Raw genomic sequence first — 23,403 nt, forward strand, 5'->3', positions numbered from 1 at the left:
AGCGGCCTATTAGGTCGCTTCTTTCGCGTCGGCCGACGTCTTCGATCCGGAGCGGCGTACCGCGATAACCGCCATCGTCAGACTGAGCAATGCCGCGGCCGCCGAGACCGACGGATGATGCGCGACAGATGAAGACGATTCGGCGAACGCGCCTCCGATGCCGGCTCCCGCTGCGACGCCCAAGTGCAGCACCGACGTGTTCAAGCCTAACACCAGGTTCGAAAAGCCCGGGGATTGCCGGATGAAGAACGTTTGGATAGCCGGAATCGCGACGCTCATCGAGAAGAGCCAAATCAATAACAAAGCGGTACCGGTCTTAGAGAAATCGGGCAGCCCTTGAAGAATGGCCATAGAGACAATGCCGCCGATCAACCCGGCGTAGATCGTACGGGACGTTCCCCATCGGTCCGCCCACGCGCCGCCCATCCGGGAAGCGAGCACGCTTGCGATGCCGAAAGCCGCCATCATGGCCGAAGCTTGCGATACGCTAAAATGCAGAACCGTTCGAACGTACGGCGTAATGTAGCTATAGAGAGACGAGAAACCGGAGCTGAAGAAGAAGGAAGCGATCATCCCGATCGCGATGACGGGGTTACGCAGCACGCGGAATTGCTCGCGGAACGGAACTTGCCGATCTCCCTCGATATCCGGTAAATACTTGAGGACGAGCAGCAACGAGAGAACGGCGAGAACCGCCAACGAGCCGAATGCCGCTTGCCACGAGAGGGCGTCCGTGATGGCGATACCGGCAGGCACCCCGACGACCATCGACGTGCTGATTCCGAGCGATACGGTGCCGACCGCCTTCCCGATCCGGTCCGCGGGAACGAGCTTGGAGGCGGAGCCGAACGCGACGACCGTAAAGACGCCGGCGCTTAAGCCCACGACGGCTCTCGCGATCAACATCGGGACGAACGTCGTACTAAAGAACGAGGCGGCGGAACCTGCAGCGAACAACGCCAACGCGTAGACGAGAAGTTGCTTGCGGGGTAACCTGGACGTTATGGAGATAACGATCGGCGTGCCTATCGCGAACGCCAGCGAGAACGCGGAGACGAATTGGCCCGCCATTCCGATCGTAATGTTCAAGTCGTCCGCGATCCGTTGCTGAATGCCGACGACGATCAATTCCGCCGTTCCCGTGACGAACGCTCCCAATGTCAATAACAAAATACCTATTCTAGCCATCTTCCCCATCCCTTTCGATGTCTAAGTTCCAAGTCGCGAATGTACGATCCGCTCCTCTTGATTGACATATTAAGGGATCTACTTACATAATGTAAGAAGGCAAAAGAAATTGACGTAACACGAAGTATATGACCTACTATATATTGTATAGCGAGGGAGGGAACGCGATGAGAAAACTGCAAGCGGCAATAGATCCTTCCGCCTCTAGCGAAGAAGCGGCGGCACCCTATCCTCACATTTGCAACGCGCTGATCATACTCGGATCAAAATGGGCGTTCCCCGTAATCGCGGAGCTAAGCAAAGGCCCTACCCGATTCAAGCAACTGCAACGCAACACGCAACGGATCGCCACCCAATCGCTGACGGACACGTTGCGGCTATTGGAGCAAGCAGGCGTTGTGAAGCGCGAGGTGTTCCCGACCGTTCCGGTCAGCGTCGAATATTCGTTGACCGATAGCGGCGTCGACTTCCAAGACGTGCTCAAGGAGATGGACAAATGGGCGAACAAATGGGGCAAACCTTCATCTTCGTCGTCTCTTTCTTGAACGTCGCCCTCGACTCGCAAGAAAAAAGCGCCAGGCTTCGCGAAGAAGCGGGCGCTTTGCTTTATCCGGCGGGCAGTGATTTAACGAACATCACTTCTCCGACGCCATCATTAATGCCATTAATGATTCCGCATTCCGTAAATCCGACGTGCCGGTGCCATTGCTGCGGTTCGGCTTCGTCTTCTTGCGACGAGCTATATAGCTTCGTTAGGCCGCGTCCGGCGAGGAAGCTCTCCGCGAACGCCAGCAGCTTCTTACCTACCCCTTTGCGTTGTTCGTCCGGAATGACGCGGATAAGGCTGATATAAGGCTGCTTCGACCACAAATACTCCAAACGGATGAAGCCGATCGCCCGCCCCTCCGGTTTCGATATCGCGATAATGATTTCTTTATGCTGCAGCTTCCAGATGAGCTGCGCGGTCGATAAGCCGCCGTCCATGTCCGCGATCGCGGCGATATCCTTCAAGTCGGCGAAACGTACTTTGATGTTCATGCGACAGTCCTGCTCCTTCTTCTGTAAGCGGTCGTGCGGAAAACCTATGTCCCTATCTTACATGGGAGCGCTAGTTCAGGCAACGATTACGAACGATAAAGAGCCATCCGTGAGGATGGCTCTCATCTTACATACCCTTCCCGTCAGCTCAACGTCGATAACGCCGCCGGCGTGAAAGGCAAGATTTCGTCGTAACGGCCTTCGCGGATCTTGGCAGCCCACGCCGGATCGACGAGCAGGGCGCGACCGATCGCGACAAGATCGAATTCCTTGTCGTTCAGGCGTTCGAGAAGCTCGCCGATATCCGAATTCCCCGCGGCCTGCCCGCGGAACGCGCTCGTGAACTCTTGGTCGAGCCCGACGGAGCCGACCGAGATCGTCGGTTTGCCCGTCAGTTTCTTCACCCAGCCCGCGAAGTTAAGCGAAGAACCTTCGAATTCCGGTTCCCAGAAGCGTCGGGTCGAGCAATGGAAAATATCGACGCCCGCATCGACGAGCGGTTGAAGCAATTGCGCCAATTGTTCCGGGGTTTTGGCGAGTTTCTCGTCGAAATAGCCTGATTTCCATTGGGAAAGCCTCAATTGGATCGGGAAGTCGGGGCCGACCGCTTCGCGGCAGGCGCGAATAATATCGGCCGCGAACTTCGTGCGTGCGACGAGATTGCCCCCGTATTCGTCCGTCCGCTTGTTCGTCTGTTCCCACAAGAACTGATCGATCAAGTAGCCGTGGGCGCCGTGAAGCTCGATCCCGTCGAAGCCGATCCGTTTCGCGTCGGCCGCCGCTTGCGCGAAGGCGCTCACGATCGAGCGGATTTCTTCCGGCGTCATCGGCTCGTTCACCGGTTCGCCGGCCAAGTTCAAGCCCGAAGGTCCGATCGACGGAGCCTCAGGATGCGGTTGCGCCCCGTTCTTACGCGTCATGCCGACGTGCCATAATTGCGGGAAGATTTTGCCTCCGGCCGCATGGACTTCCTCGACGACCTTCTTCCACCCTTTCAACGCCCGTTCTCCGTGGAAATTCGGTATACTCGGATCGTTCGTCGCCGCGGGATGGTTAATCAACGTCCCTTCCGTCACGATCAATCCAACGCCGTTCTCGGCTCGGCGCCTGTAATACCCGGCAACATTATCTCCCGGCACGCCTTCCGGGGAGAAGCTGCGCGTCATCGGCGCCATGACGACCCGGTTTTGCAGCGTCAACGTCCCCAGCGTAAAAGGCTCGAACAACGACTTCGCGTTTGATTTGCCGGATACCGGCGATGGTTGATTTCCCATTCCAATCCCTCCAAGGTTAGATCTATTCGGTCTTTTCTATATATCTATAAAAACAGATATAACTTTTCAAAAAAAGAATCCATTCCGCCGGCTACAGCTCCTTTAGAATGGCTTCTTTTAACGCTTCTATTCCTTTCTCGTCGCGGCGGTAATACGTCCACTGGCAATGCCGCTTCGATTCGAGCAGGCCCGAGCGTTGCATCTTGACCAAATAACCGGAGATGACCGATTGCGCTAGCCCCGACTTCTCCGCGATCGAACCGACGCAGACTCCGCCCGCGAAGTCGCAATCCGAATGCATGACGCTCGAGGATCCGAAATGCTTCTCCGGTTCCTTCAACCACTCCAATATGCGGAATCTCGTCTCGTTCGATAGCGCTTTGATCATCGATAAAGTATCCATGCGCTAATTATATCTATTTTTATAGATATGTAAATACCCAGCGGAACAATCGGTTATTTTGCAACATTCGACGCACCGGTCATTAATGTCGTTAATTTTCAAATAAATAACGCATGCACAAGCGAGACAATTCGCCATCCGCGCGAGCGAGCGACTTCAGCCCTTTGCCGACGGATGTAATCTGTTCCTCCAGCACATCCGCGCCGTCGACGCCGTCCCAGTATCGTCCGAGGAAGTGCAGGAACACGTCCAGCATACGCAGCTTGACGAGAAGCGGGATCGCGGACGCTTCCGCCCGCTCCAGCTTGATTTCCTCCCCCGCGCCCTTCAGCAACGGTTCGACGCACGAACCGATCGCGGCCGCCTCGGTCCCGCTTTCCTCTTCGTTCATATAACCGGCGACGAGAACGGCGAATTCCATCGCGCGCAAATCCCAAGTTCCAAATTCAAAGTCAAGGATTGCGGCGATCTCACGGCCGTTTTTCCCTCCGGCGAGCGCGTTCGAGCAATTAATGTCGCCATGGATGAGCTGATGAGGCAATGACCGCAGTTCGGGTAACCGTTCGCGGAATCGCCGCAGCTCGTCTCCGATGCGCGACAGCGGCTCCCGGAGACGTTCGAATGGTTCCGGGGCACTTACGCAAAACGCTTCGACTTTGCTTGCGCCGGCTTGAGGGTGGGCCGAATCCATCTCGTAGTAAGGAGGATACGAAGACGGCGTCGTTACGGTCAGTCCTCGCAATGCCACGCTCAGCCGACCGGAAGCCTTGCCCAGCCGATAGGCGATACCCGGGTCGTTCTCTTGCGGACGCTCGCCTTCGATATAAGGAAAGAGACAGGCCAATCTGTCCGTCCCGTCTTCCAATAAGACGTATGATTGCCCATTCGTCGCGAGGATCGGCTGCGGAACGCGGAATGGCAACTCGAGTCCGTTCAGTGCCAGCAGCAGTTCGTGTTCGAACCGGACTTTGCTTGGATCCTTATGCGTCTCGTATACCCTCAGCACCCAGCGTTTGCCGTCCGCCTTCACGTAACGCGTCGTATTGTTCCAGCCGGAAGCCCCTTCTTCGATCGTCCATGAGCTTTCCGGAAAATAATGCTTTAACGCTTGCTTGAACATGCGTTTACTCCCCTATTTTGAACGCCGTTTTGTCGATCGCTACGGCGAATGCGTCGTTATAGAATGTCAACCGCCAGAACGATGCTCCTTTCAGGCCGTAACGTTTCGCCAGGCCGAGCTTATCGTCGACCGTCGACGTCGATTCGTTCCATAGGCTAACGCCGAGAATGAGCTTGTTCGCGGGCACTCCCGCTTGCAAGGTTTGCTCGATGGCGGCGACGACTTTCGCGTTCGGTTCCGGCGTACGGTCCGGTGTGGTTCCCTTCGGATTGTAATCGTACGCCATAAGCACGAGATCGTCCGCGAGCGTCGCAAGCGTTTTGTAATCGTAGCCCTTGTAGCTGCCGTTCGGCGGCGGCACGGCGAGGCTGAGCTTGATTTGCTTCTCCTTCAGCCTGTCGGACAGAAGCTTGGCGTAATCGTTTAGTAGCTTCTGTTGGCTTGCGGCATCCAGATTCAAGCCAAGTCCTTCGTAATCCAACTGAACGCCCGCGAACCCGTTGTCCGAGACGAGACGAACGATGTTGTCGATCGACTTGGCGACTAGCGCCGCATCGCTCAGCATCTTCGTCAACTCTCCCTTGCCGTCTACAGCATAGACCATCAAGTACGGATCGGCCCCAGCATCCGCCGATCCGCGAACGATCGCTTCGGGCGTATCCTCGCCAGCCGCTTCCGGCCAGTAATATTCCGCGCCTTCCAGCGTCAGTTCCCCGTTCGAGTCGATTCGGCTCCAACCGAACGCGACCGAATCCATGGCGGGAATCCGCGCACGCTGCGGGTACGATTTCAGCGCGTAGAACGCGCGAAGATGCATCGCTTTTCTCTGAGAGACGATGCTGACCGTCTTCGTCGTCCCGTTCCAAGCGGCCGTAGCGCCGAATTGGGAGCCGAAGAACGATAACGGGATATACGTCTGTTGGTCGACGATGACGGGAGCGACCGTTATGGCGACGGGCTTGCCGTCGACGAGCGCTTGTTTCTTGCCGAGCGTCAGAACGATTTTCCGAACGACTCCGTTAACCGGTGCTTCGGCGAGCACGGATTTCGTTTTCGTCTCCCACACGACGTCAATGCCGAGAGCTTTGGCGAACGAGCGAAAAGGAACCATCGTCGAATTGTTGATGATAACCGGTCTGGATCCTAACGATAAGGGAACATCGTCCAAGACGACTTGAATGACGGGCTGCGCGGGCGCCGCGCGAACGGTGTCGCAAGAGGCCAACGGACTGACGGCAAACGTTGCGGCGACGAGTGAGACGAGCGACGGTTTGATCCATTTGTTCATGTTGTTCTCCTAATTTGTGGATAATAGATTAATAGAATAGGAGAATTATATCACGGCGAAGACTCGCGGAACAAAAAAACGTCGTCCTATGGACGGCGTTATAGATAATCTTTATGGTCATCGAACTCTATCCGCTACTTCGCGAAGCAAAGGCGCGTACATCATAAGCGCATGGTTAGCCGTAACGTCTTCGGTCTTTATCCGTTCCCCGTCTAGCGCGAATACGTCGCGATAAAGCACGTTATGGCGGACGTAACCTCCCCAAGGCTCGGACGTGATGCGATGGTCGCGTTCCTTGACTTCGTACGTATATCTGCGCGGCTGATCCGAAAGCCATTCGCCTCGCAATTGCCCGTCATCCATCCATACGCGAAGTTGATAAGTCGCGTTCGTGCGGTTCTCGATCCGCAAATCCCGGTAATTGTAAGCGCATGTCGCCCCGCTGCCGAACGGTTGCGTCCGTCCCGAATCGGGAAACACGTCGTAGCTGTGACGGTGCCTTTCCGTTACGGTCAGCTCCGTATGAAGCGTCATCCAATAGATCAAGTTGGACAATTGGCATAACCCGCCGCCGATGCCGGAGCGGACTTCCCCGCAGAATAGCACCATGCCGTCGACGTAGCCCTTCCGGCGCGTCGGTTTGCCGATCAGCCGCCAATAGGACAGCGTCTCGCCGGGACGCAGAAGAAGCCCGTGCAGCCGGGGAACGGCTACGGACAAATTCACGATTTTGTTGCGCTGCAGCTGCATGTCCGTATTGGAAAGCTCGCGAAGAAGCGGCGTGCGATGGGCGGCCGTTCCGAACGGCAAAGCCGTCCCGCTTCTCGTCTTCGCGAACTTGACGCCTCCGAACAGCCATTCCAAATATCGTCTTCCCGTGTACGCCCACTTTCCCGCCTTCAGCCTGAGAGGCGAACGCGGGATCGGTCTCAATTCGGGCATCGTCATCCTTGTCGCGCCGCCTTCCAGTCGGACTTCAGAACGCCCATCTGCACGACGTCGACGTAGCGTCCCTTTTTATAGAACCGTTCCCGCAACCGTCCTTCTTCCCTGAACCCGCTGCTGACGTAGCTACGGATGGCGCGTTCGTTGAATTCGTACACTTCGAGCTCCAGCCGGTTCAAATTCATCTCGAGGAAAGCGAAGTCGACCAACAGCCGCATCGCCTCCGTGCCGTAGCCTTGGCCGAAGTCGTCCGTCGAGCCGATGACGATGCCGACTTTGCCTACGCGGTTTTTCCAATCGATCGAATCCAGATTAATCTGTCCGATATAAGCCTCGGTGCGGAGATCGGCGATGACGAACCCTCTGCTGTCTTCGTCCCCTGCCAGCATGGCGTCGAGGAACGCCTCCGTCGATTGCTCGGCATGGGGATACAGGAAAATATCGGACAAGTGTTCGACGATGTTCGGGTCGTTCACCCATTTGCGAATCCACGGCAAATCGTCCTTCCTGTATTCCCGGAGCATGATGCGGCCACCCAACAATCTCGACACGGGATCATCTCCTTCATTATTCTTTCGGATCGTCTTTCAGAAGGCCTTGGTCGATCGACTTCTGTATGATTTCTTGCGCGAACGCCCACAGCTTGTCCGATGCGTCGCGCACGGGCGCTAACCGCTTGAGCACCTGCGAACGAACGATGCCGTTGGCGCGCCAACTGACGCCGCCCGTGTAGTAGTTATGAATGACCGGCTGCAGTCGGTCCAACGCCGCCGCATAGACCGCTTCCGGGCTCGATCCTTCTTCGAATTCGCGCCATAGCGAGATCCACTCGTCCTTCTGCGCCTCCGGCAACATGCCGAACAACCGGTTCGCCGCGGCGTTCTCCCGTTCTTCTTTGTCGGCGTAGCCTTGAACGTCGTAAGCGAACGTATCGCCGGCGTCGATCTCGACGATGTCGTGCAGAAGCAGCATCCGAATCGTTCGATTCAGATCGATCGTCCCGTCGTTCGCGTGTTCAAGCAAGAGCATCGCCATAACCGCGACGTGCCAGCTATGCTCGGCCGTATTCTCGTGCCGGCTTCGATCCATCAGGAATGTTTTGCGCAACACGTTCTTTAGCTTGTCTATTTCCGCGAGGAACGCCAATTGTCCGCTCAGCTTCTCGTCTCCGAGCCAGTTGTCCGTCGGTTTCGTCATTCTCGCCAACTCCCCGCGTCCTCTATCGAACGCTTCTATTTTTCAACATTGTAGCATGAAATCGCGAGCGTCCGCTTTCCGTTCATATTCAGTTCATATCCATCACTCATGATAGTGAAGCGGGAAACTCGCAACCGATGGATTTACCGCGAACGTAACTTCATAATAGAACGTAACCGTTAAGCCCGAATAAACATCGCCATACTCCCACGAAACGAGGACATTTTCTATGAGCAGAGAATCTACCGCCGACTCGGGGTCGAACGACAAGAAATTCCCGGGAAAGAAAAATTGGAGACCGTTCGTCTCCTTGATCCGTCAAGCAAAGCCGTCGATGGCGATGCTCGCAGTCGCGCTTACGTTCAGCTTGATCGCGACGGTCGTCGGCTTGTTCGTTCCCCTATTCACCAAAAGCCTCGTCGACGGCTTTACGTTAGACTCCCTCGAACCGGGTCAGATCGTCCTTCTCGTCGGCGTATTCATCGCCCAAACGCTGACCGGCGGATTATCGATCTACCTCTTGAACAAGTTCGGACAGCAAATCCTGTCCGGTCTTCGCGATCTGTTGTGGCGCAAGCTGCTCTACTTGCCGGTATCCCGTTACGATTCGGAGGAGACCGGCGGCCTGATCAGCCGAATCACGAACGACACGAACGTCGTCAAGCAAGTCGTGTCCGAGCATTTGTCCGGATTCATTACAGGCATTATCTCGATCGTCGGATCCGTCGTCATTTTGTTCACGCTCGATTGGCAAATGACGCTCATGCTTCTCGTCGCCGTGCCGCTCACATTGATCGTTCTCGTGCCCCTCGGCAAGAAAATGTACGATCTATCGCGAAGCATGCAGAACGAGACGGCGAACTTCACTTCCGTGCTCACCCAAGCGTTATCCGAAGTGCGGCTCGTGAAATCTTCCAACGCGGAGAGAATCGAGTATGCGCGCGGCAAGTCCGGCATTACGTCTCTATATGGGCTTGGCGTTCGCGAAGGCAAAATCCAAGCGATTATCTCGCCGCTGATGGGCATCGTCGTCATGGCGCTCATGGTCGTCATTATCGGCTATGGCGGTCTGCGCGTCTCTAACGGCTCGATCAGCGCGGGAGAGCTCGTCGCCTTTATCTTGTATCTCATCCAGATCGTCATGCCTCTCGGCCAGATTACGGCGTTCGTCACCCAGTTGCAGAAAGCGATCGGGGCGACGGAACGGATGATCGACATTCTCGGCCAAGAGGAAGAAGACCACGATCGCGGTGTTCCCGTTCCCGCCGCGGATGCCGATATCATTTTCGAGAACGTCGGATTCCGATACGCGGCCGGGGACGAGATCTTGAAAGGCGTCAGCTTCGCCGTTCCCGCGGGCAAGGTGACCGCGCTCGTCGGACCTAGCGGTAGCGGCAAAACGACGTTGTTCTCCTTGCTTGAGCGTTATTACGAGCCTCAAGTAGGTTCGGTTACTTATGGCGGTTACGACATCTACGGCTTCTCGCTTCGCGATTGGCGCGGCCTGATCGGTTACGTTTCTCAGGAAAGCCCGCTTATGTCGGGCACGATCCGCGACAACATCGCTTACGGACTCGAACGCGGCGTCTCGGACGAAGAGTTGAAGCAAGTCGCGGCAATGGCTTACGCGGACGGCTTCATCGAGGAATTGCCGAACGGATACGATACCGAGGTCGGCGAACGCGGCATGAAGCTGTCCGGCGGTCAACGGCAAAGAATCGCCATCGCCCGCGCTTTGCTGCGCAATCCTCGCATCCTGATGCTCGACGAAGCGACGTCCGCGCTGGATAGTACGTCGGAACGGGTCGTTCAGGACGCGCTCAACAACCTGATGAAGGACCGTACGACGATCGTCATCGCCCATCGGTTGTCGACGGTCGTCGGCGCGGATCGGCTCGTCTTCCTCGAGAAGGGCGTCGTTACGGGCGTCGGCACGCACGACGAGCTCGTCTCGAGCCACTCGCTCTACCGCGAATTCGCGGAGCAGCAGTTGAACTACCGGGAGGTCGCCGCGATTTAAGCGACGAACAGACCCTACTCGATTAAAGGAGTGGATCCCCATGACCAAAATTCTTGTCGTCGACGACGATCCGCATATTCGCGAGCTCGTTCGCGTCTTTCTCGTCCAAGAAGGTCTCGAAGTGTTGGAAGCTGCGAACGGGGTCCATGCATTAGAAGTGCTGACGGGGGCTTCCGTCGATCTCGTCGTTCTTGACGTCATGATGCCGCATATGGACGGCTGGGACTTATGCCGAGAACTCCGCGAGCATTACGAGATGCCGCTTCTCATGCTTACCGCCAAAGGAGAAACGTCGCAGAAGCTGAAAGGGTTCCAGCTCGGCACGGACGACTATATGGTGAAGCCGTTCGAGCCGGTCGAGCTCGTCGCGCGCGTCAAGGCGCTCTTGAAAAGGTATCGCATCTCTATCTCCCAGCAAGTGTCGATCGGCCAACTGACGCTTGATCGCCAGACGTTCACCGTTCAAGCATCTAGCGCCTCCCTCACATTGCCGTTGAAGGAATTCGAGCTGATGTTCAAATTCGCCAGTTATCCGGGCAAGACGTTCGCGCGCGACCAGTTGATCGAACAAATCTGGGGATTCGATTACGAAGGAGACGAACGGACCGTCGACGTGCACGTCAAGCGGCTTCGAGAGCGGTTTCCCGACGGAGAATACGGCATTCGGATCGCTACCGTTCGCGGGCTAGGGTACCGACTGGAGGTGTGCGAATGAGGCGGCAGGGCGATGATGGAAGAGATCCCGGAGAGCGGCCGCATCGACATCTCGCCGGCGGCAGACGCGGGCGCGAGGGTCGCGGGGGACGCGGCGGCGAAAGACGCCGACTCCGAGACTTGCGGTTGTTCGCCGGCGACGACTGGCAGACGCCGGAGGAGCGGGAAAGAATCCGGGAATTAGGCAAGCAGATGCGTCCGCCGGCCAAGTACATCTGGCTCAGTATTATCGGCATGCACCTCGTCATCGCCGGGACTTGGGGATTGAGTTACTTAATCATGCATGCCGTCTTCCAATCGGCTTATCCGGAGCTCGAATGGCCGATCTGGCGGCAATTCCTGACGATCGAGCTCGCCTTTTTCTTGTTGCTCGGGTTCATACACCTCGTTCGATTGTTTTACCGTCCCTTGCGCAGGCAGATGGAATGGTTTTTTAACTTGATTATCGCGATGAAAGAGCTGTCCAAAGGCAATTTCGACGTGACGTTCAAGTCGAATCCGAAATACATGGGGCAATTCGGTCCTCTCGTATCGACGTTCAACGAAATGGCGTCGGAGCTTCATCAAATGGAACGGATGCGCCAGGAATTCATCTCCAACGTCTCCCACGAGTTCCAATCCCCACTCACCTCCATCGCGGGTTTCGCGAGAGCATTGCGGACGGACGAACTTCCGGCGGAGACGACTAGCCATTACTTGGACATCATTGAGACGGAAAGCAAGCGCTTATCCCGGCTCAGCGACAACTTGCTGAAGCTCACTTCGCTCGAATCGAAGCACCATCCGTTCGAACCGAAGCCTTATCGGTTGGACCGGCAACTGCGCCATATTATCCTTTCTTGCGAGCCGCTTTGGCAGCGGAAGAATATCGAGATGGACGTCGATCTTCCGGAAGCGACGATCGTCGCCGACGAAGATTTAATGAGCCAAGTATGGATTAATCTGCTGCACAATAGCATCAAATTCACGCCGGAAGGCGGCACGGTCGGCGTTCGGTTGACGACCTCGGACGACCGGATTCACGCGGTCGTCTATAACAGCGGCCCCGATATTTCGCCGCAAGCGCTGCCCCACCTGTTCGAGCGGTTCTTTAAAGAAGACAAAGCCCGCGAACGCGCGGGCGGGGGCAGCGGATTGGGTTTGTCCATCGTCAAGAAAATCGTCGACATGCACGATGGCGACATCGCGGCCAGCAACCGTCCGAAGGGCGGCGCCCAGTTCGCGGTATCGCTCCCCTCCGGTTCTTGACGGACGTTCTGGTTTTACCTAGCGTTGATCGACTGCCGCCTCATTTTCGCAAGTTGGAATTGTCAATTGTCGAACGTTGCCGTCTTTCGTTATGATAGAGTTAAAGTATTAGCGCAATTCCGTCGCGGAATTGAAAAAGCTAACATTTCCCACTCTATGCGAGGGAGCCTACCCCAATGTTGCGTTCTTTGCGCTTCAAAATCGTCGTCATTCTCGTCCTCGTCAATACGGTCTCTTTCGTCGCGATGATTTTGATCAACTACGAGACGTCCAACAAACAGATGAACAGGCAGCTCCTCAACAACAGCCTATCCAGCTTGAAGATTACGGTGAACAGCTTGTACGCGATGCTCCAGCTTCGCATGAAGGAAGCCGAGCTGATCGCGCATTCGTTGCCTCACTACTTTCTTACGACCGAACAGAAATTAAATTACTTGCGCTTCGACGTCCCCCTCGCGAGCCTGACGACCCGACACGTCGGCGTGGCGGCTAGAGACGGCATTATGCATCTGCTGGACGGCAACTCGGTGGACATGAAAAACATGGAAGCCTACCATGCCGCGTTGAAAGGGATCTCCTCCTATGCCGACTTGATGCTGGACGAGAAAGGCGTTCCCGTCCTTTGGCTGATCGTGCCCTACTATGATTCCAGCGGCTCGATCGACAGCGTCATCGGCATGGCGTTCGATTCGGCCGAGTTATTCCGCTCCCAATTGACGTTGCACGCCAACGACTACAAGGACAGCTCCATCCTCCTCGTCGATTGGGACACCAACCTGCTGTACTACAAAGACGAGTCACTCATTCTGAAGCTGAATTACTTGCGCGACGAGCCGCGTCTCGGTCCGTTTGTCGCCAAGCTACGCACGTCGAACGAAGGCTACGCACAATCTCCCGCTTTCGGCCGCGTCGTCAAAATCTTCTACGTTCGCATGCCCGGCATGGACTGGTACGCGGTATTCACGGTCAGCAAGTCGGAATTCGAAGCGCCTTTGCGGCGATCGATCTGGATGAACATCGGACTCGTCGCGGTCGCGGAGGTGCTCATCGGCGCTTTGTTGTTCTTCATCACGCAGAGGATGATTCTCGATCGCTTGAAGAAAATCGTCGAGGTGACGAAGAACGTCGCCGCCGGCAACTTCTATCCGAAGCCGCTGCAGCTCCGCGCGCGGGATGAATTCGGCATGCTTGCCACTTCCGTCAACGGCATGATCGAGAATCTGCAGGAGCTGTTCGAGCCTTTCCAGGCTTTCATACGGCATAACCAGTACGCGATGATCGTTACGGATGCGAAGTTCCTCGTCACGTCGTTCAACAAACGCGCGGAAGAGCTTCTCGGTTACTCCGAACGCGAAGTCGTCGGGCACAAGGCGTTATTGCTCTGGCATGACCCGGCCCAATTGCGCGATCGGGCGAGTTATTATTCGGACAAGCTCAAGCGCGACATAGCTCCCGACGAATCGGTACTGTTCGTGCTGCCGCAGATGGGCTTCCTGCCCGACTGGGAATGGCATTGGCTCCATCGGGACGGGCACCGCATGCTTGTCTCGATCAATACGAGCATCATGCGCCATCCCGACGGCTCGACGAAAGGATACGTATTGATCGCCCGGGACGTGAGCGCGATCAAGAAAGCGGTCGAGACGAACGCGAGGCTGTTCGAAATCATGGAAAGCGCCCACGATGCGATCGCTTCGTTCGACATGCGCGGCACCATCTTCTATTTGAACCAAGCGGGCCACGATTTCCTCGGGATCGACCGTCTGAACGAGGACAACAACCGGGTGAGCCGGTACATGCCGATTCCGATGACGGTCGCGTTCGCGGACGGCTTGATGATCGCCCAGCAACAAGGCTTCTGGCAAAGCGAAGCCGAATTTTACGCACCGGGCGGCCAGAACGGGGCAAGCCAGATCGTCTCGATCATCGTCGTGGCTCATCGGCCCGGAGACGATAGCGACGCTTATTTCTCCGCGATCGTACGGGATATTTCCGCTCATAAGGAGACAGAACGCCAGCTCCTTCTCGCGAAAGAAGAAGCCGACGAAGCGAATTTGGCGAAGAGTTCCTTCCTCGCGAGAATGAGTCATGAGATCCGCACGCCGCTCGGCGGCATCATCGGTCTGACCCATCTGCTGCGGAGAACGGAATTATCGGGCATCCAACACGATTACATCCGGCAAATAACCGATTCGTCCCAGGCGCTATTGCACATCCTGAACGACGTTCTCGATTTCTCCAAGCTGGAAGCGGACAAGCTTGTTCTTGAACGGGAGCCTTTCTGCCCCGCCGAATCGTTGCATCGTTTAAGCGGCATATTCTCCGTGCTGCTCGGGCCGAAACCGGTAGATTTCATTTTGCGCTCCGACCCGCGCATCCCGAAGCTCGTCGGCGATTCGACCCGACTCGAGCAAATTTTACTGAATCTGTGCAGCAACGCGATCAAATTCACGAACGTCGGGTTAATCGAATTAAGCGTCGAATTACTGGACTGCCGCGACGGCAACGCCCGGCTCGCGTTCCGGGTCGACGACACGGGCATCGGCATGACGGACGAACAATTGGAACGTCTGTTCAAGCCGTTCGTTCAGGCCGACGAGAAAACAAGCCGCAAATTCGGAGGCACGGGACTCGGCCTTGTCATCTCGCGTACGCTCGTCGAATGGATGGGCGGCACTTTAACCGTAGAAAGCCGCTACCGCGTCGGCAGCTCTTTCCGATTCGAACTGGAATTTCCGCTCGCGACGGACGCGTCGAATCCGGTCTGGGAAGCGGCCGAACCGCTTGAACTTTCCGTCGTCGTGCTCGAAGACGAGCCTGCCGTCGCCGAGCATTGGCGCACGCTTCTCTACTCGCTCGGTTGCGATGCCGTCGCGGTCGGAGGCTGGACGCAAGCAGCCGAATGTCTTGAAAGTCGACAGGCGGACTTGTTTATCGTCGACATGGAATGCGGCGACATGCACGGAGAGGAAACATGGTCGAATTGGAAAGAGTCGTTGGATGCCAAAGGCATAAAGACGGTATGTTCGACGACGCTTCTCGGCAGGGATGCCCTTCAACAGCTGCCGGAGCGATTGAAACCTGCCGCCGTGCTCGTCAAGCCCTCTTCCCCGCTGCAGGTCCGTCAGACGCTTGAAGCCGTCTGCCACCGATTGGACTTGCCGGAAGAACGATCTCCCGAAGAGGTACTCGGCACCGTCTCGGACCGAGCCCGATCCGAGAAGCTTCGCATTGTCGCGGTCGACGACCAGGTCGTTAACCGACTCGTCGTCAAGCAATTGCTGGACCATCAAGGCATAGAGGTCGAACTCATGGAAAGCGGCGTTCAAGCGCTCGAAGCGCTCTCGGACGCTCCTGCGGACTTGGTGCTGATGGATCTGCACATGCCGGACATGGACGGTCTCGAGACGACGATCGAGCTGCGTAAATTATTCGACGCCCGTCAATTGCCGATTATCGCGCTTACCGCGGACGTTACGCCGGAACAGCACGCGAAGTGCTTGGCGGCGGGAATGAACGACATCTTGACGAAACCGATCGAGCCCGACAAGCTGTACGCCGCGATGAGGAAGTGGGTCTCGCCCTTGTCCTCTTCCCTTTCCGCTCCAACCGGCGGCGAGATTGGGGCTGCCGACTCCGCGGTCGCTTCAGGCGACGGATGGTCGGATTTCCGGGATATGCCGGGCATGGATACGACGTCCGCGTTGGAGCGGCTTGACGGCAAAACCAAGCTGTACCGACAACTGCTCGATAAGTTCAAGGACCAACACGGGAATACCGCGCAACGCCTGTCAGACATGCTCGCCGCCGGCGATCGGGACGAAGCCGTTCGCCTGGCCCATTCTCTCGCGGGCGCGGCCGGACATCTCGGCATGGCGGATGTACTGGAGCATGCATCGGCGCTCCAGCAAGCCCTTCAACGGCATGAAGAAGGCCATGAACAAAGGTTAAAGCTGGAGGAATCCCTCGCGATCGCGCTCGACTCCATTTTTAATCTTTTAAAGCACAAAAGCAGTTAGACGAATATGGGTGTCGCATATTATAATAAGATTATCTCGACAAATGTTAGCAAAGTATGAGCATCCCTAACAAACTCTTATAAGGTGTGATGAAGTTTGACGAGAGTTCTTGTTATTGAAGATGATGCGATCATCGGAGAAATGCTCACCCTTTACTTGACCGAAGAAATGTTCGAAGTCCAACGCGTCGAAACTTCACGCGAAGGGAAGTTTGCGCTTAGCTCTTTTAATCCCGACATTTTGCTTTTGGATCTTATGCTTCCGGATGCGAGCGGAACGGAGCTTTGCGCGGAATTCAGACAGCTCACGGCTATCCCGATCATCGTCATCTCAACGAAGCCTTCCGTCACCGTCAGAATTCAAGCGATCAGCTCGGGAGCCGACGATTTCCTCGTTAAGCCCTTCAGCATGCAAGAGCTCAAGGTTAGAATGGATGCCGTCTTGAGACGCACGAACGCCGGGCGACCCGTCGTTGCCCAACCTGTCGGCGCGGGCGTCGGCGCCTCGTCCGGAATGCAGCTTGGGCTCTCGTTGGACTTGGAACGGCGCACGATCGTTCTTCACGGGCTGCACATCGAAACGACTTTCTCCGAATACGAAATCATGAAATTATTTTACCAGCATCCGAACCGCGTCTTCAGCCGAGAGGAGCTCATCAACGCCGTGCGCGGCATCGACTCCTTCATCAACGACAGAGCGATCGACGTTCATGTCACGAATCTGAGGCGCAAGCTGGAGAAGAATCCAAAAGAACCGCAATACATAAAAACGGTATGGGGCGTCGGTTATAAGTTCATTAATTGAATCGCAATCCCTCGGCGGAAGGCCCGAATACCGGGCCTTCTCTTTTACGTCCAAATATACCCAGCGCGCAACCCGCAACTTTACAAACGAATTCCCTTCATACTAACGAAGATTGGACAACTTAGACCTACGCGGAGGGCATCCCTTGATCGATATTAACGTGACCGGAATCGTCAACTTCATCCAAAATATCGCCGTCGTCGTCCTGTTCCTCATGTTCTGCCACAGGCTGATCCCCGCCTTCAAGGAGTGGAAGCCGCCGATGCGCAAGTCGGCATTCGGATTGCTGTTCGGCACGACGGGCATTGTCTCGATGCTGTTGCCTTTGTTCTCGGGCGAAGAATCGATCGTCAGCATGAAAAACATATTGACCGCCCTCTCCGCCTGGCTCGGAGGTCCGATCGCCGCCGGCGTTTCCGTGACGCTCGTCACGGTAGCCCGGCTGGCCATCGGGGGAGCGGGAGCGTGGCCGAGTATCGCGTCGGGCGTTACCGCGTCATTGATCGGTCTCGTGTTCTATTATTTCCGAAGGCCGACGATCTTCCGTTCTTTCCGACTCGCGAGGCCGACGCTGATCGGCTTGCTTGTATGGGCCGAAGGAACCGCCTGGTGCATGCTGCTGCCGGAACACGACCGCGTCTTCATCATTAGGAATTATACCGTCGTGCTCGCGGTCCTGTATCCGGCGGCCGCGATCCTGTTCCATTACTGCTTGAACCCGGAATGGGTCAAAAGTCGGGAAACCCTTGCCGACGAAGCGACGGGTCTCACCCCTCCCGACTTGTTCTGGCATCAAATGCAGCAAAAGATGGATGCCCGGACCCCTTTTTATTTAACGATATTAAACGTCGACGGATTAAAGACGATCGTGACGTTGAATAGCGCGAAGGCCTGTAACGAATTGTTGAAGGAGATCAGCGACAGGCTGACGGGTTGGCTTCCCGATAACGCGGCCGCCTGCCGAATGGAAGCGAATCAATTCGTCGTCGCCGTCGCCGATCCGGATCCGCAATCGGGCGCCCTCCCTTTGTTGCCGCCCGGCTTCTGGAAACAGTTGCAAGCGGCGTTGTCCGAACCTTACGTCATTCAGCACAAGCGCTGCCACGTCGCGATCGAGGCGGGGACGACCGCCTACGCCGGGGACGGCTTGTCCGTCGACCAGCTTCTCCCCCGCGCTTACGCGGCGTTGCAGCATGCGAGAGAGACCGGCGTGAATGAAGCGGTACTTTATAACGAACGGCTATCGGAGCGGATCCGCAGACTTGCGCAGATCGAAGAGCACTTGAAGACGGCAATCGAGGACGATCGGCTCTCGATTCATTACGAGCCGCAATTCGAACTTTCGGACGGCGCGTTAAGAGGAATCGAAGCGCAGCTGCACTGGGAGCATCCGGAGTTCGGAGAAGTGCCTGCGCGCGAGTTTCTGCCGATCGCGGAAAAGACGAAGATGATCGTTCGAATCGGCGAATGGACGTTACGCCAGGCGTGCGGCGCTTACGCGAGGATCGCGGCTCAAGGAGCGCCGGAATCTTTGAAATTGTCGGTTAACGTCTCCGGCGTGCAGCTCGAACAAAGCGGCTTTGCCGCGCTCGTCGTCGACGTGCTGCGCGAATTCGGCCTATCGCCCGACCGACTGGAATTGGAGCTGTCCGAAGGCAGTTTGCTGTCGTCCATGGAAAACGCGTCGAAACAAATGGACGAATTGAAGGCCGCGGGCATCCGGCTCGCGCTCGGTAAGTTCGGGTCGAGCGGCTCTTCGATCCATTTCTTGCGTATGTTTCCGTTCGATACGATCAAGATCGACAAAAGCTACATCCAAGATATCGGTAGCGCGAAGGAACAAGACTTGACCGGGTCAATGATCGGCTTCATTAAACATCTCGGCTATTCCGTCGTCGCCGAAGGCTTGGAGACTTACGAACAGCTCATTTATTTGAAAAAGCGCAAATGCGATTACGCGCAAGGCCATCTCTTCAGCAAGCCGTTGCGGGAAGACGAGATCGCCGCCTTGGTTCATATCGGTTAAGCCGACGAAAAAAGCCTCGTTCGTTAACGATAACGAACGAGGCTTTGCTATTACGCTAGATGGCTTTTATTGCCAGCCCATACGCTCGCGCAACGACGTTACGTGCGCGACGTGATGACGTCCGTGCCAAGCGTACATGCCGAGCGCGACGTCGAGCCGGGAAATTTGCTTCGAAGCGGGATGGAAGAACGTCCTTGCGTATTGTCCCTCGCTCATCGACCGGAGCAATACCGTCCATCTCTCGTGAAGGGCCGTCAACAACGCGACGGAAACGAAGACGGGCGTATCCAGCGTATCCGGAAGCTCCGCCCACAGCTGTTCCTCGTACGGCTTGATCGCCGGATTCTCTTCGGTCAACGCAAGCTTGAACCGGATGAAGCTGTTCATATGGCTATCCGCGAGATGGTGAGCCACTTGCTTGACCGTCCAGCCTCCCGGACGGTAAGGCTCGTTCAATTGCGCATCGGATAATCCGTCCAATGCCGCCTTCAGCTTCTCCGGCAACTCTTCGATTTCGGAAAGCCACTGTTCCTTTTGTTGCGCCGTAACCGGTCCTGCCTGATGGAAACGTCCGACCGGATATCTCAAATCCGTATTCACCTCGGTTGTCACCTTCACTTTCAATTCTCGGAGTATTCTGTCCACGAAACGCGACTTCGCTTCGGTGTAGCCTTCCCTGTCATGCCGGTAGCGTTCGGCCCATTCGACCTTGAGCTCCCCGTAAGCCATCGCCCAATCCCTTCGGCTCTGCAAGGCGTCCCGGAAAGCAAGCTGCTCCTTGTACCGCGGCTCGCCTTGCCGGAACAAATGCAAATGCGCGACGCGCCTATCGCCGGGCGCGAGCACGAAGAATCGCCGGTATGGCCGCAAATCGAGCTCCGGCGGCACGTAATGCCAGCCGTCGGGAGCAAGCGCTTCCGCGACTGCGCGCAGTTGGCCGTAGTCGGCGACGAGCGCCATCAGATCGATGATCGGCTTCGCGGGCAATCCCGGAATCGCCGTGCTTCCGATATGTTCGACATCCGTCACGCCTATGCCCCGAAGCTTCTCGCCGAGACGTTCGGCGAGTCGTTCCCCTTCGTGCGCCCATCTCGGATTCGCGTCCGAGAGTTCGACTTCCTCGTTCGCCCACTTCGGCCAATCTTCCTTCTTGCCCGTATCCGCCATCTCGCCATCCCCTTCGATCGGTTACTGGTCGATCCTTCCGGCTTCATCTACGATGTCGGCAAGCGCTCTAACGAATTGATCCATCTCTTCGTCGGTTCCGATGCTTACGCGCAAATAACGGTCGATTCTCGGCTTATTGAAATAACGCACGAGGATGCCCTTGCCCTTCAATCTTTGAAAAAGCATTTCGGCGGAAAACGCGGGATGCGTCGCGAACAGGAAATTCGCCGACGACTCGATCGAGACGAAACCGAGCTCGGCGATCGCTTTCGCCGTCCGTTCTCTCGTGGCGACGACTTTGCGCGTCGTCTCCTCGAAGTACGCCTCGTCCTCGATCGCAGCCAGCGCGCCGGCCAATGCAAGACGATCCAGCGTATAGGAGTTGAACGAATCCTTCACCCGGTTCAAGCCTTCGATCAGATCCGGATGGCCGAAAGCCATGCCGACGCGCAGTCCCGCGAGCGAACGAGATTTCGACAACGTCTGGACGACGAGCAGGTTCGGATAATCGCCGACGAGCGATACGGCGGAGCGTCCTCCGAAGTCGATGTACGCCTCGTCGACGATGACGACGCGGTCCTCATTCGCCTCCAAAATGCGTATCAGCGAATCCAGATCCAAGCATCGGGACGTCGGCGCGTTCGGGTTCGGAATCACGACGCCTCCGCTCGGTTTCGCGTAGTCGTTCAGGTCGATTCCGAATTCGTCGTCGGTCGGCAACGTTTCGTACGGTATGCCGTAAAACTTCGCGTACACCGGATAGAACGTGTAAGTTACGTCCGGGAACAAGATCGGTCGTTCCGGCGAGAAGAACGCCGGGAAAGCGAACGCGAGAATTTCGTCCGAACCGTTGCCTACGAAGATTTGCTCCTTCGCCAGGCCGTGCCGCCGAGCGATCGCGGCGCGCAAGTCGTCGCAGGTCGGATCGGGGTATAGCCTGAGGTCGTCGTTCGCGGCCGAGCGAATCGCCTCGATCGCTTTCGGCGAAGGCGGATACGGATTCTCGTTCGTGTTCAGCTTAATATATCGCCGGTCCTTCGGCTGCTCCCCCGGCACGTACGGGGTCAGCGACGCGGCCAGCTTGCTCCAATATTTGCTCAATGGTTGGCCCTCCTCTTCCGCTTCCTTGATTATACAGCGTCGTTCGGCGGTCGGTCTAGCGAGCGATCGCTGGGCGGTCGGAACGAAGATTAGGCGACGAAAACCGTTGAGTTTTGACCCGGTCGCGATTTATAATGGATTTTGGCGCGTTTGCGCGCAAACCGACGATATCAATGGAAAATAGGTGCCAATAGATGAGTATTTTGACGGTCAAAAATTTAACGCACGGCTTCGGCGACCGCGCGATCTTCAACGATGTCAGCTTCCGCCTGCTGAAAGGCGAACACGTCGGCCTGATCGGCGCGAACGGCGAGGGCAAGTCTACGTTCATGAACATCATTACCGGTAAGCTCGAGCCTGACGCGGGCAAAGTCGAATGGGCGCGCAAAGTGCGCGTCGGCTATCTGGATCAGCACTCCGTCTTGGAGAAAGGCATGACGATTCGCGACGTGCTTCGCGGCGCCTTCCAGTACTTGATGGATCTGGAGACGGAAATGAACGGCATGTACGAGAAAATGGGCGACGTCTCTCCCGAAGAACTCGAACGGCTGCTGGAGGAAGTCGGCACGATTCAAGATATTTTGACGAACAACGACTTCTATATGATCGATGCCAAAGTAGAAGAAATCGCCCGGGGACTCGGTCTGGCCGACATCGGCCTCGACCGCGACGTTCACGACTTGAGCGGCGGCCAACGGACGAAGATTCTGCTCGCCAAGCTGTTGCTCGAGAAACCCGACATCCTGCTCCTCGACGAACCGACCAACTACTTGGACGAACAGCATATCGAATGGCTCAGGCGGTATTTGCAGGAATACGAGAACGCGTTCATTCTCGTTTCCCATGACATTCCGTTCCTGAACAGCGTCATCAACCTGATCTACCATATGGGTAACCAAGAGTTGAATCGTTACGTCGGCGACTACGACAACTTCGTTCTTCTTCACGAAGCGAAGAAGCAACAGCTCGAGTCGGCTTACAAGCGCCAGCAGCAAGAAATCGAAGAGCTGAAAGATTTCGTGCAGCGCAACAAAGCCCGCGTGTCGACGCGCAACATGGCGATGAGCCGTCAGAAGAAGCTGGACAGCATGGACGTTATCGAGCTCGCCCGCGAGAAGCCGAAGCCGGAATTCCGGTTTAAGGAAGCCCGCACGTCCGGACGGATGATATTCGAGGCGAAGGATCTCGTCATCGGTTACGAGGAGTCTCTCTGCCGCCCGATCGACCTGCTTATGGAACGCGGACAGAAAGTCGCCATCGTCGGCGCGAACGGCATCGGGAAGACGACGTTGCTGCGCAGCCTTCTCGGGGAGATCCCCGCCCTGTCCGGCGAGACGAAAAAAGGCGAGAACTTGTTCGTCGGTTACTTCGAGCAAGAGATCAAGGGCGCGGCGGACGAAACTTGCATCGAGGCCGTATGGAAGAACTTCCCTTCGATGAGCCAATTCGAAGTACGCGCGGCGCTCGCGAAGTGCGGATTAACGACGAAACATATCGAGAGTAAGATCGGCGTCCTGAGCGGCGGAGAGAAAGCGAAAGTACGGTTGTGCAACTTGATCAACAAGGAAACGAACCTGCTCGTGCTCGACGAACCGACGAACCACTTGGACGTCGACGCCAAGGACGAACTGAAGCGCGCGTTGCAAGCGTACAAAGGCAGCATTCTGCTGATCAGCCACGAACCGGAATTCTATCGCGAAGTGGCGACCGAAGTGTGGAACTGCGAGTCGTGGACGACGAAAGTGTTCTAAGAGTAGTCGGATTTGCGAATGGACCGAGCCGCGGGCTTCCCCGCCGTTCGGTCTTTTTTTTGCGCGGCAGACCGTGCAAGGTTCGGATGTCGGACGTTAG

General features: G+C 56.4%; 19 protein-coding genes and 1 pseudogene. 8 read left to right on the forward strand and 12 right to left on the reverse strand.

Annotated elements, in window-relative coordinates; all coding sequences use genetic code 11:
* Nucleotides 1-9: 9 nt before the first annotated feature.
* Nucleotides 10-1,188: an MFS transporter gene (locus tag ACFPPD_RS02240; protein WP_209742687.1), complete on the reverse strand. Its 1,179-nt coding sequence runs from the start codon at nt 1,186-1,188 to the stop codon at nt 10-12.
* A gap of 167 nt (nt 1,189-1,355) precedes the next feature.
* On the opposite strand from ACFPPD_RS02240, the gene ACFPPD_RS02245 reads away from it, so the two are divergent.
* The gene (locus ACFPPD_RS02245) at nt 1,356-1,733 is read left to right on the forward strand and encodes a winged helix-turn-helix transcriptional regulator (RefSeq protein ID WP_209742689.1); all 378 of its coding nucleotides are present in this window, start codon (nt 1,356-1,358) and stop codon (nt 1,731-1,733) included.
* Nucleotides 1,734-1,794: 61 nt separating this feature from the next.
* Here ACFPPD_RS02245 and ACFPPD_RS02250 read toward each other — a convergent pair whose 3' ends face one another.
* The 8 genes from ACFPPD_RS02250 to ACFPPD_RS02285 form a co-directional block, all read right to left on the reverse strand.
* The gene (locus ACFPPD_RS02250) at nt 1,795-2,226 is read right to left on the reverse strand and encodes a GNAT family N-acetyltransferase (RefSeq protein ID WP_209742691.1); all 432 of its coding nucleotides are present in this window, start codon (nt 2,224-2,226) and stop codon (nt 1,795-1,797) included.
* Between the two features lie 143 nt (nt 2,227-2,369).
* Nucleotides 2,370-3,500: an NADH:flavin oxidoreductase gene (locus ACFPPD_RS02255; RefSeq protein WP_209742693.1), complete on the reverse strand. Its 1,131-nt coding sequence runs from the start codon at nt 3,498-3,500 to the stop codon at nt 2,370-2,372.
* A gap of 91 nt (nt 3,501-3,591) precedes the next feature.
* Nucleotides 3,592-3,903: an ArsR/SmtB family transcription factor gene (locus ACFPPD_RS02260; RefSeq protein ID WP_209742695.1), complete on the reverse strand. Its 312-nt coding sequence runs from the start codon at nt 3,901-3,903 to the stop codon at nt 3,592-3,594.
* Nucleotides 3,904-3,994: 91 nt separating this feature from the next.
* Entirely contained in the window at nt 3,995-5,023 is a 1,029-nt protein-coding gene (locus tag ACFPPD_RS02265; protein ID WP_209742697.1) for a phosphotransferase, read from the reverse strand.
* Between the two features lie 4 nt (nt 5,024-5,027).
* Entirely contained in the window at nt 5,028-6,311 is a 1,284-nt protein-coding gene (locus ACFPPD_RS02270) for a stalk domain-containing protein (protein ID WP_209742698.1), read from the reverse strand.
* A 117-nt stretch (nt 6,312-6,428) separates the two neighbouring features.
* The gene (locus tag ACFPPD_RS02275) at nt 6,429-7,259 is read right to left on the reverse strand and encodes a VanW family protein (RefSeq protein WP_209742700.1); all 831 of its coding nucleotides are present in this window, start codon (nt 7,257-7,259) and stop codon (nt 6,429-6,431) included.
* Nucleotides 7,256-7,807: a GNAT family N-acetyltransferase gene (locus tag ACFPPD_RS02280; protein ID WP_209742701.1), complete on the reverse strand. Its 552-nt coding sequence runs from the start codon at nt 7,805-7,807 to the stop codon at nt 7,256-7,258. Before ACFPPD_RS02280 ends, ACFPPD_RS02275 begins: the two co-directional genes overlap by 4 nt.
* Before the next feature lie 16 nt (nt 7,808-7,823).
* Entirely contained in the window at nt 7,824-8,453 is a 630-nt protein-coding gene (locus ACFPPD_RS02285; protein WP_209742708.1) for an HD domain-containing protein, read from the reverse strand.
* Between the two features lie 229 nt (nt 8,454-8,682).
* Between ACFPPD_RS02285 and ACFPPD_RS02290 the strand changes: the two genes are divergently transcribed.
* The 6 genes from ACFPPD_RS02290 to ACFPPD_RS02315 all read left to right on the forward strand — a co-directional run bounded on the left by ACFPPD_RS02290 (nt 8,683) and on the right by ACFPPD_RS02315 (nt 19,284).
* Entirely contained in the window at nt 8,683-10,473 is a 1,791-nt protein-coding gene (locus ACFPPD_RS02290; protein ID WP_209742710.1) for an ABC transporter ATP-binding protein, read from the forward strand.
* A 40-nt stretch (nt 10,474-10,513) separates the two neighbouring features.
* The gene (locus ACFPPD_RS02295) at nt 10,514-11,188 is read left to right on the forward strand and encodes a response regulator transcription factor (RefSeq protein ID WP_209742715.1); all 675 of its coding nucleotides are present in this window, start codon (nt 10,514-10,516) and stop codon (nt 11,186-11,188) included.
* A complete protein-coding gene (locus ACFPPD_RS02300) occupies nt 11,185-12,435 on the forward strand; it encodes a HAMP domain-containing sensor histidine kinase (protein ID WP_378081168.1) in 1,251 nt (416 codons plus the stop codon). Before ACFPPD_RS02295 ends, ACFPPD_RS02300 begins: the two co-directional genes overlap by 4 nt.
* A 176-nt stretch (nt 12,436-12,611) precedes the next feature.
* Nucleotides 12,612-16,454, forward strand: coding sequence for a response regulator (locus ACFPPD_RS02305; protein ID WP_209742721.1), 3,843 nt, complete (start codon nt 12,612-12,614; stop codon nt 16,452-16,454).
* Nucleotides 16,455-16,550: 96 nt separating this feature from the next.
* A complete protein-coding gene (locus ACFPPD_RS02310; protein ID WP_209742723.1) occupies nt 16,551-17,258 on the forward strand; it encodes a response regulator transcription factor in 708 nt (235 codons plus the stop codon).
* A gap of 145 nt (nt 17,259-17,403) precedes the next feature.
* On the forward strand, nt 17,404-19,284 hold the full coding sequence (locus ACFPPD_RS02315) for a putative bifunctional diguanylate cyclase/phosphodiesterase (RefSeq protein ID WP_209742725.1): 1,881 nt from the start codon (nt 17,404-17,406) through the stop codon (nt 19,282-19,284).
* A gap of 66 nt (nt 19,285-19,350) precedes the next feature.
* Here ACFPPD_RS02315 and ACFPPD_RS02320 read toward each other — a convergent pair whose 3' ends face one another.
* The 3 genes and pseudogenes from ACFPPD_RS02320 to hisC all read right to left on the reverse strand — a co-directional run bounded on the left by ACFPPD_RS02320 (nt 19,351) and on the right by hisC (nt 21,552).
* Nucleotides 19,351-19,884 carry a YfiT family bacillithiol transferase gene (locus ACFPPD_RS02320; protein ID WP_378081353.1) on the reverse strand — a complete coding sequence of 178 codons (534 nt, stop codon included), beginning with the start codon at nt 19,882-19,884 and terminating at the stop codon, nt 19,351-19,353.
* Nucleotides 19,885-19,923: 39 nt separating this feature from the next.
* Nucleotides 19,924-20,451: pseudogene (locus ACFPPD_RS02325) on the reverse strand (GrpB family protein); the annotation flags it as partial.
* 21 nt (nt 20,452-20,472) lie between these two features.
* The gene (gene hisC / locus ACFPPD_RS02330; protein ID WP_209742727.1) at nt 20,473-21,552 is read right to left on the reverse strand and encodes a histidinol-phosphate transaminase; all 1,080 of its coding nucleotides are present in this window, start codon (nt 21,550-21,552) and stop codon (nt 20,473-20,475) included.
* A 194-nt stretch (nt 21,553-21,746) separates the two neighbouring features.
* Between hisC and ACFPPD_RS02335 the strand changes: the two genes are divergently transcribed.
* A complete protein-coding gene (locus tag ACFPPD_RS02335) occupies nt 21,747-23,303 on the forward strand; it encodes an ABC-F family ATP-binding cassette domain-containing protein (RefSeq protein WP_209742729.1) in 1,557 nt (518 codons plus the stop codon).
* The last annotated feature ends 100 nt before the right edge of the window (nt 23,304-23,403 follow it).

This window comes from Cohnella suwonensis (assembly GCF_042655365.1).
GTDB classification, from domain to species: domain Bacteria; phylum Bacillota; class Bacilli; order Paenibacillales; family Paenibacillaceae; genus Cohnella; species Cohnella suwonensis.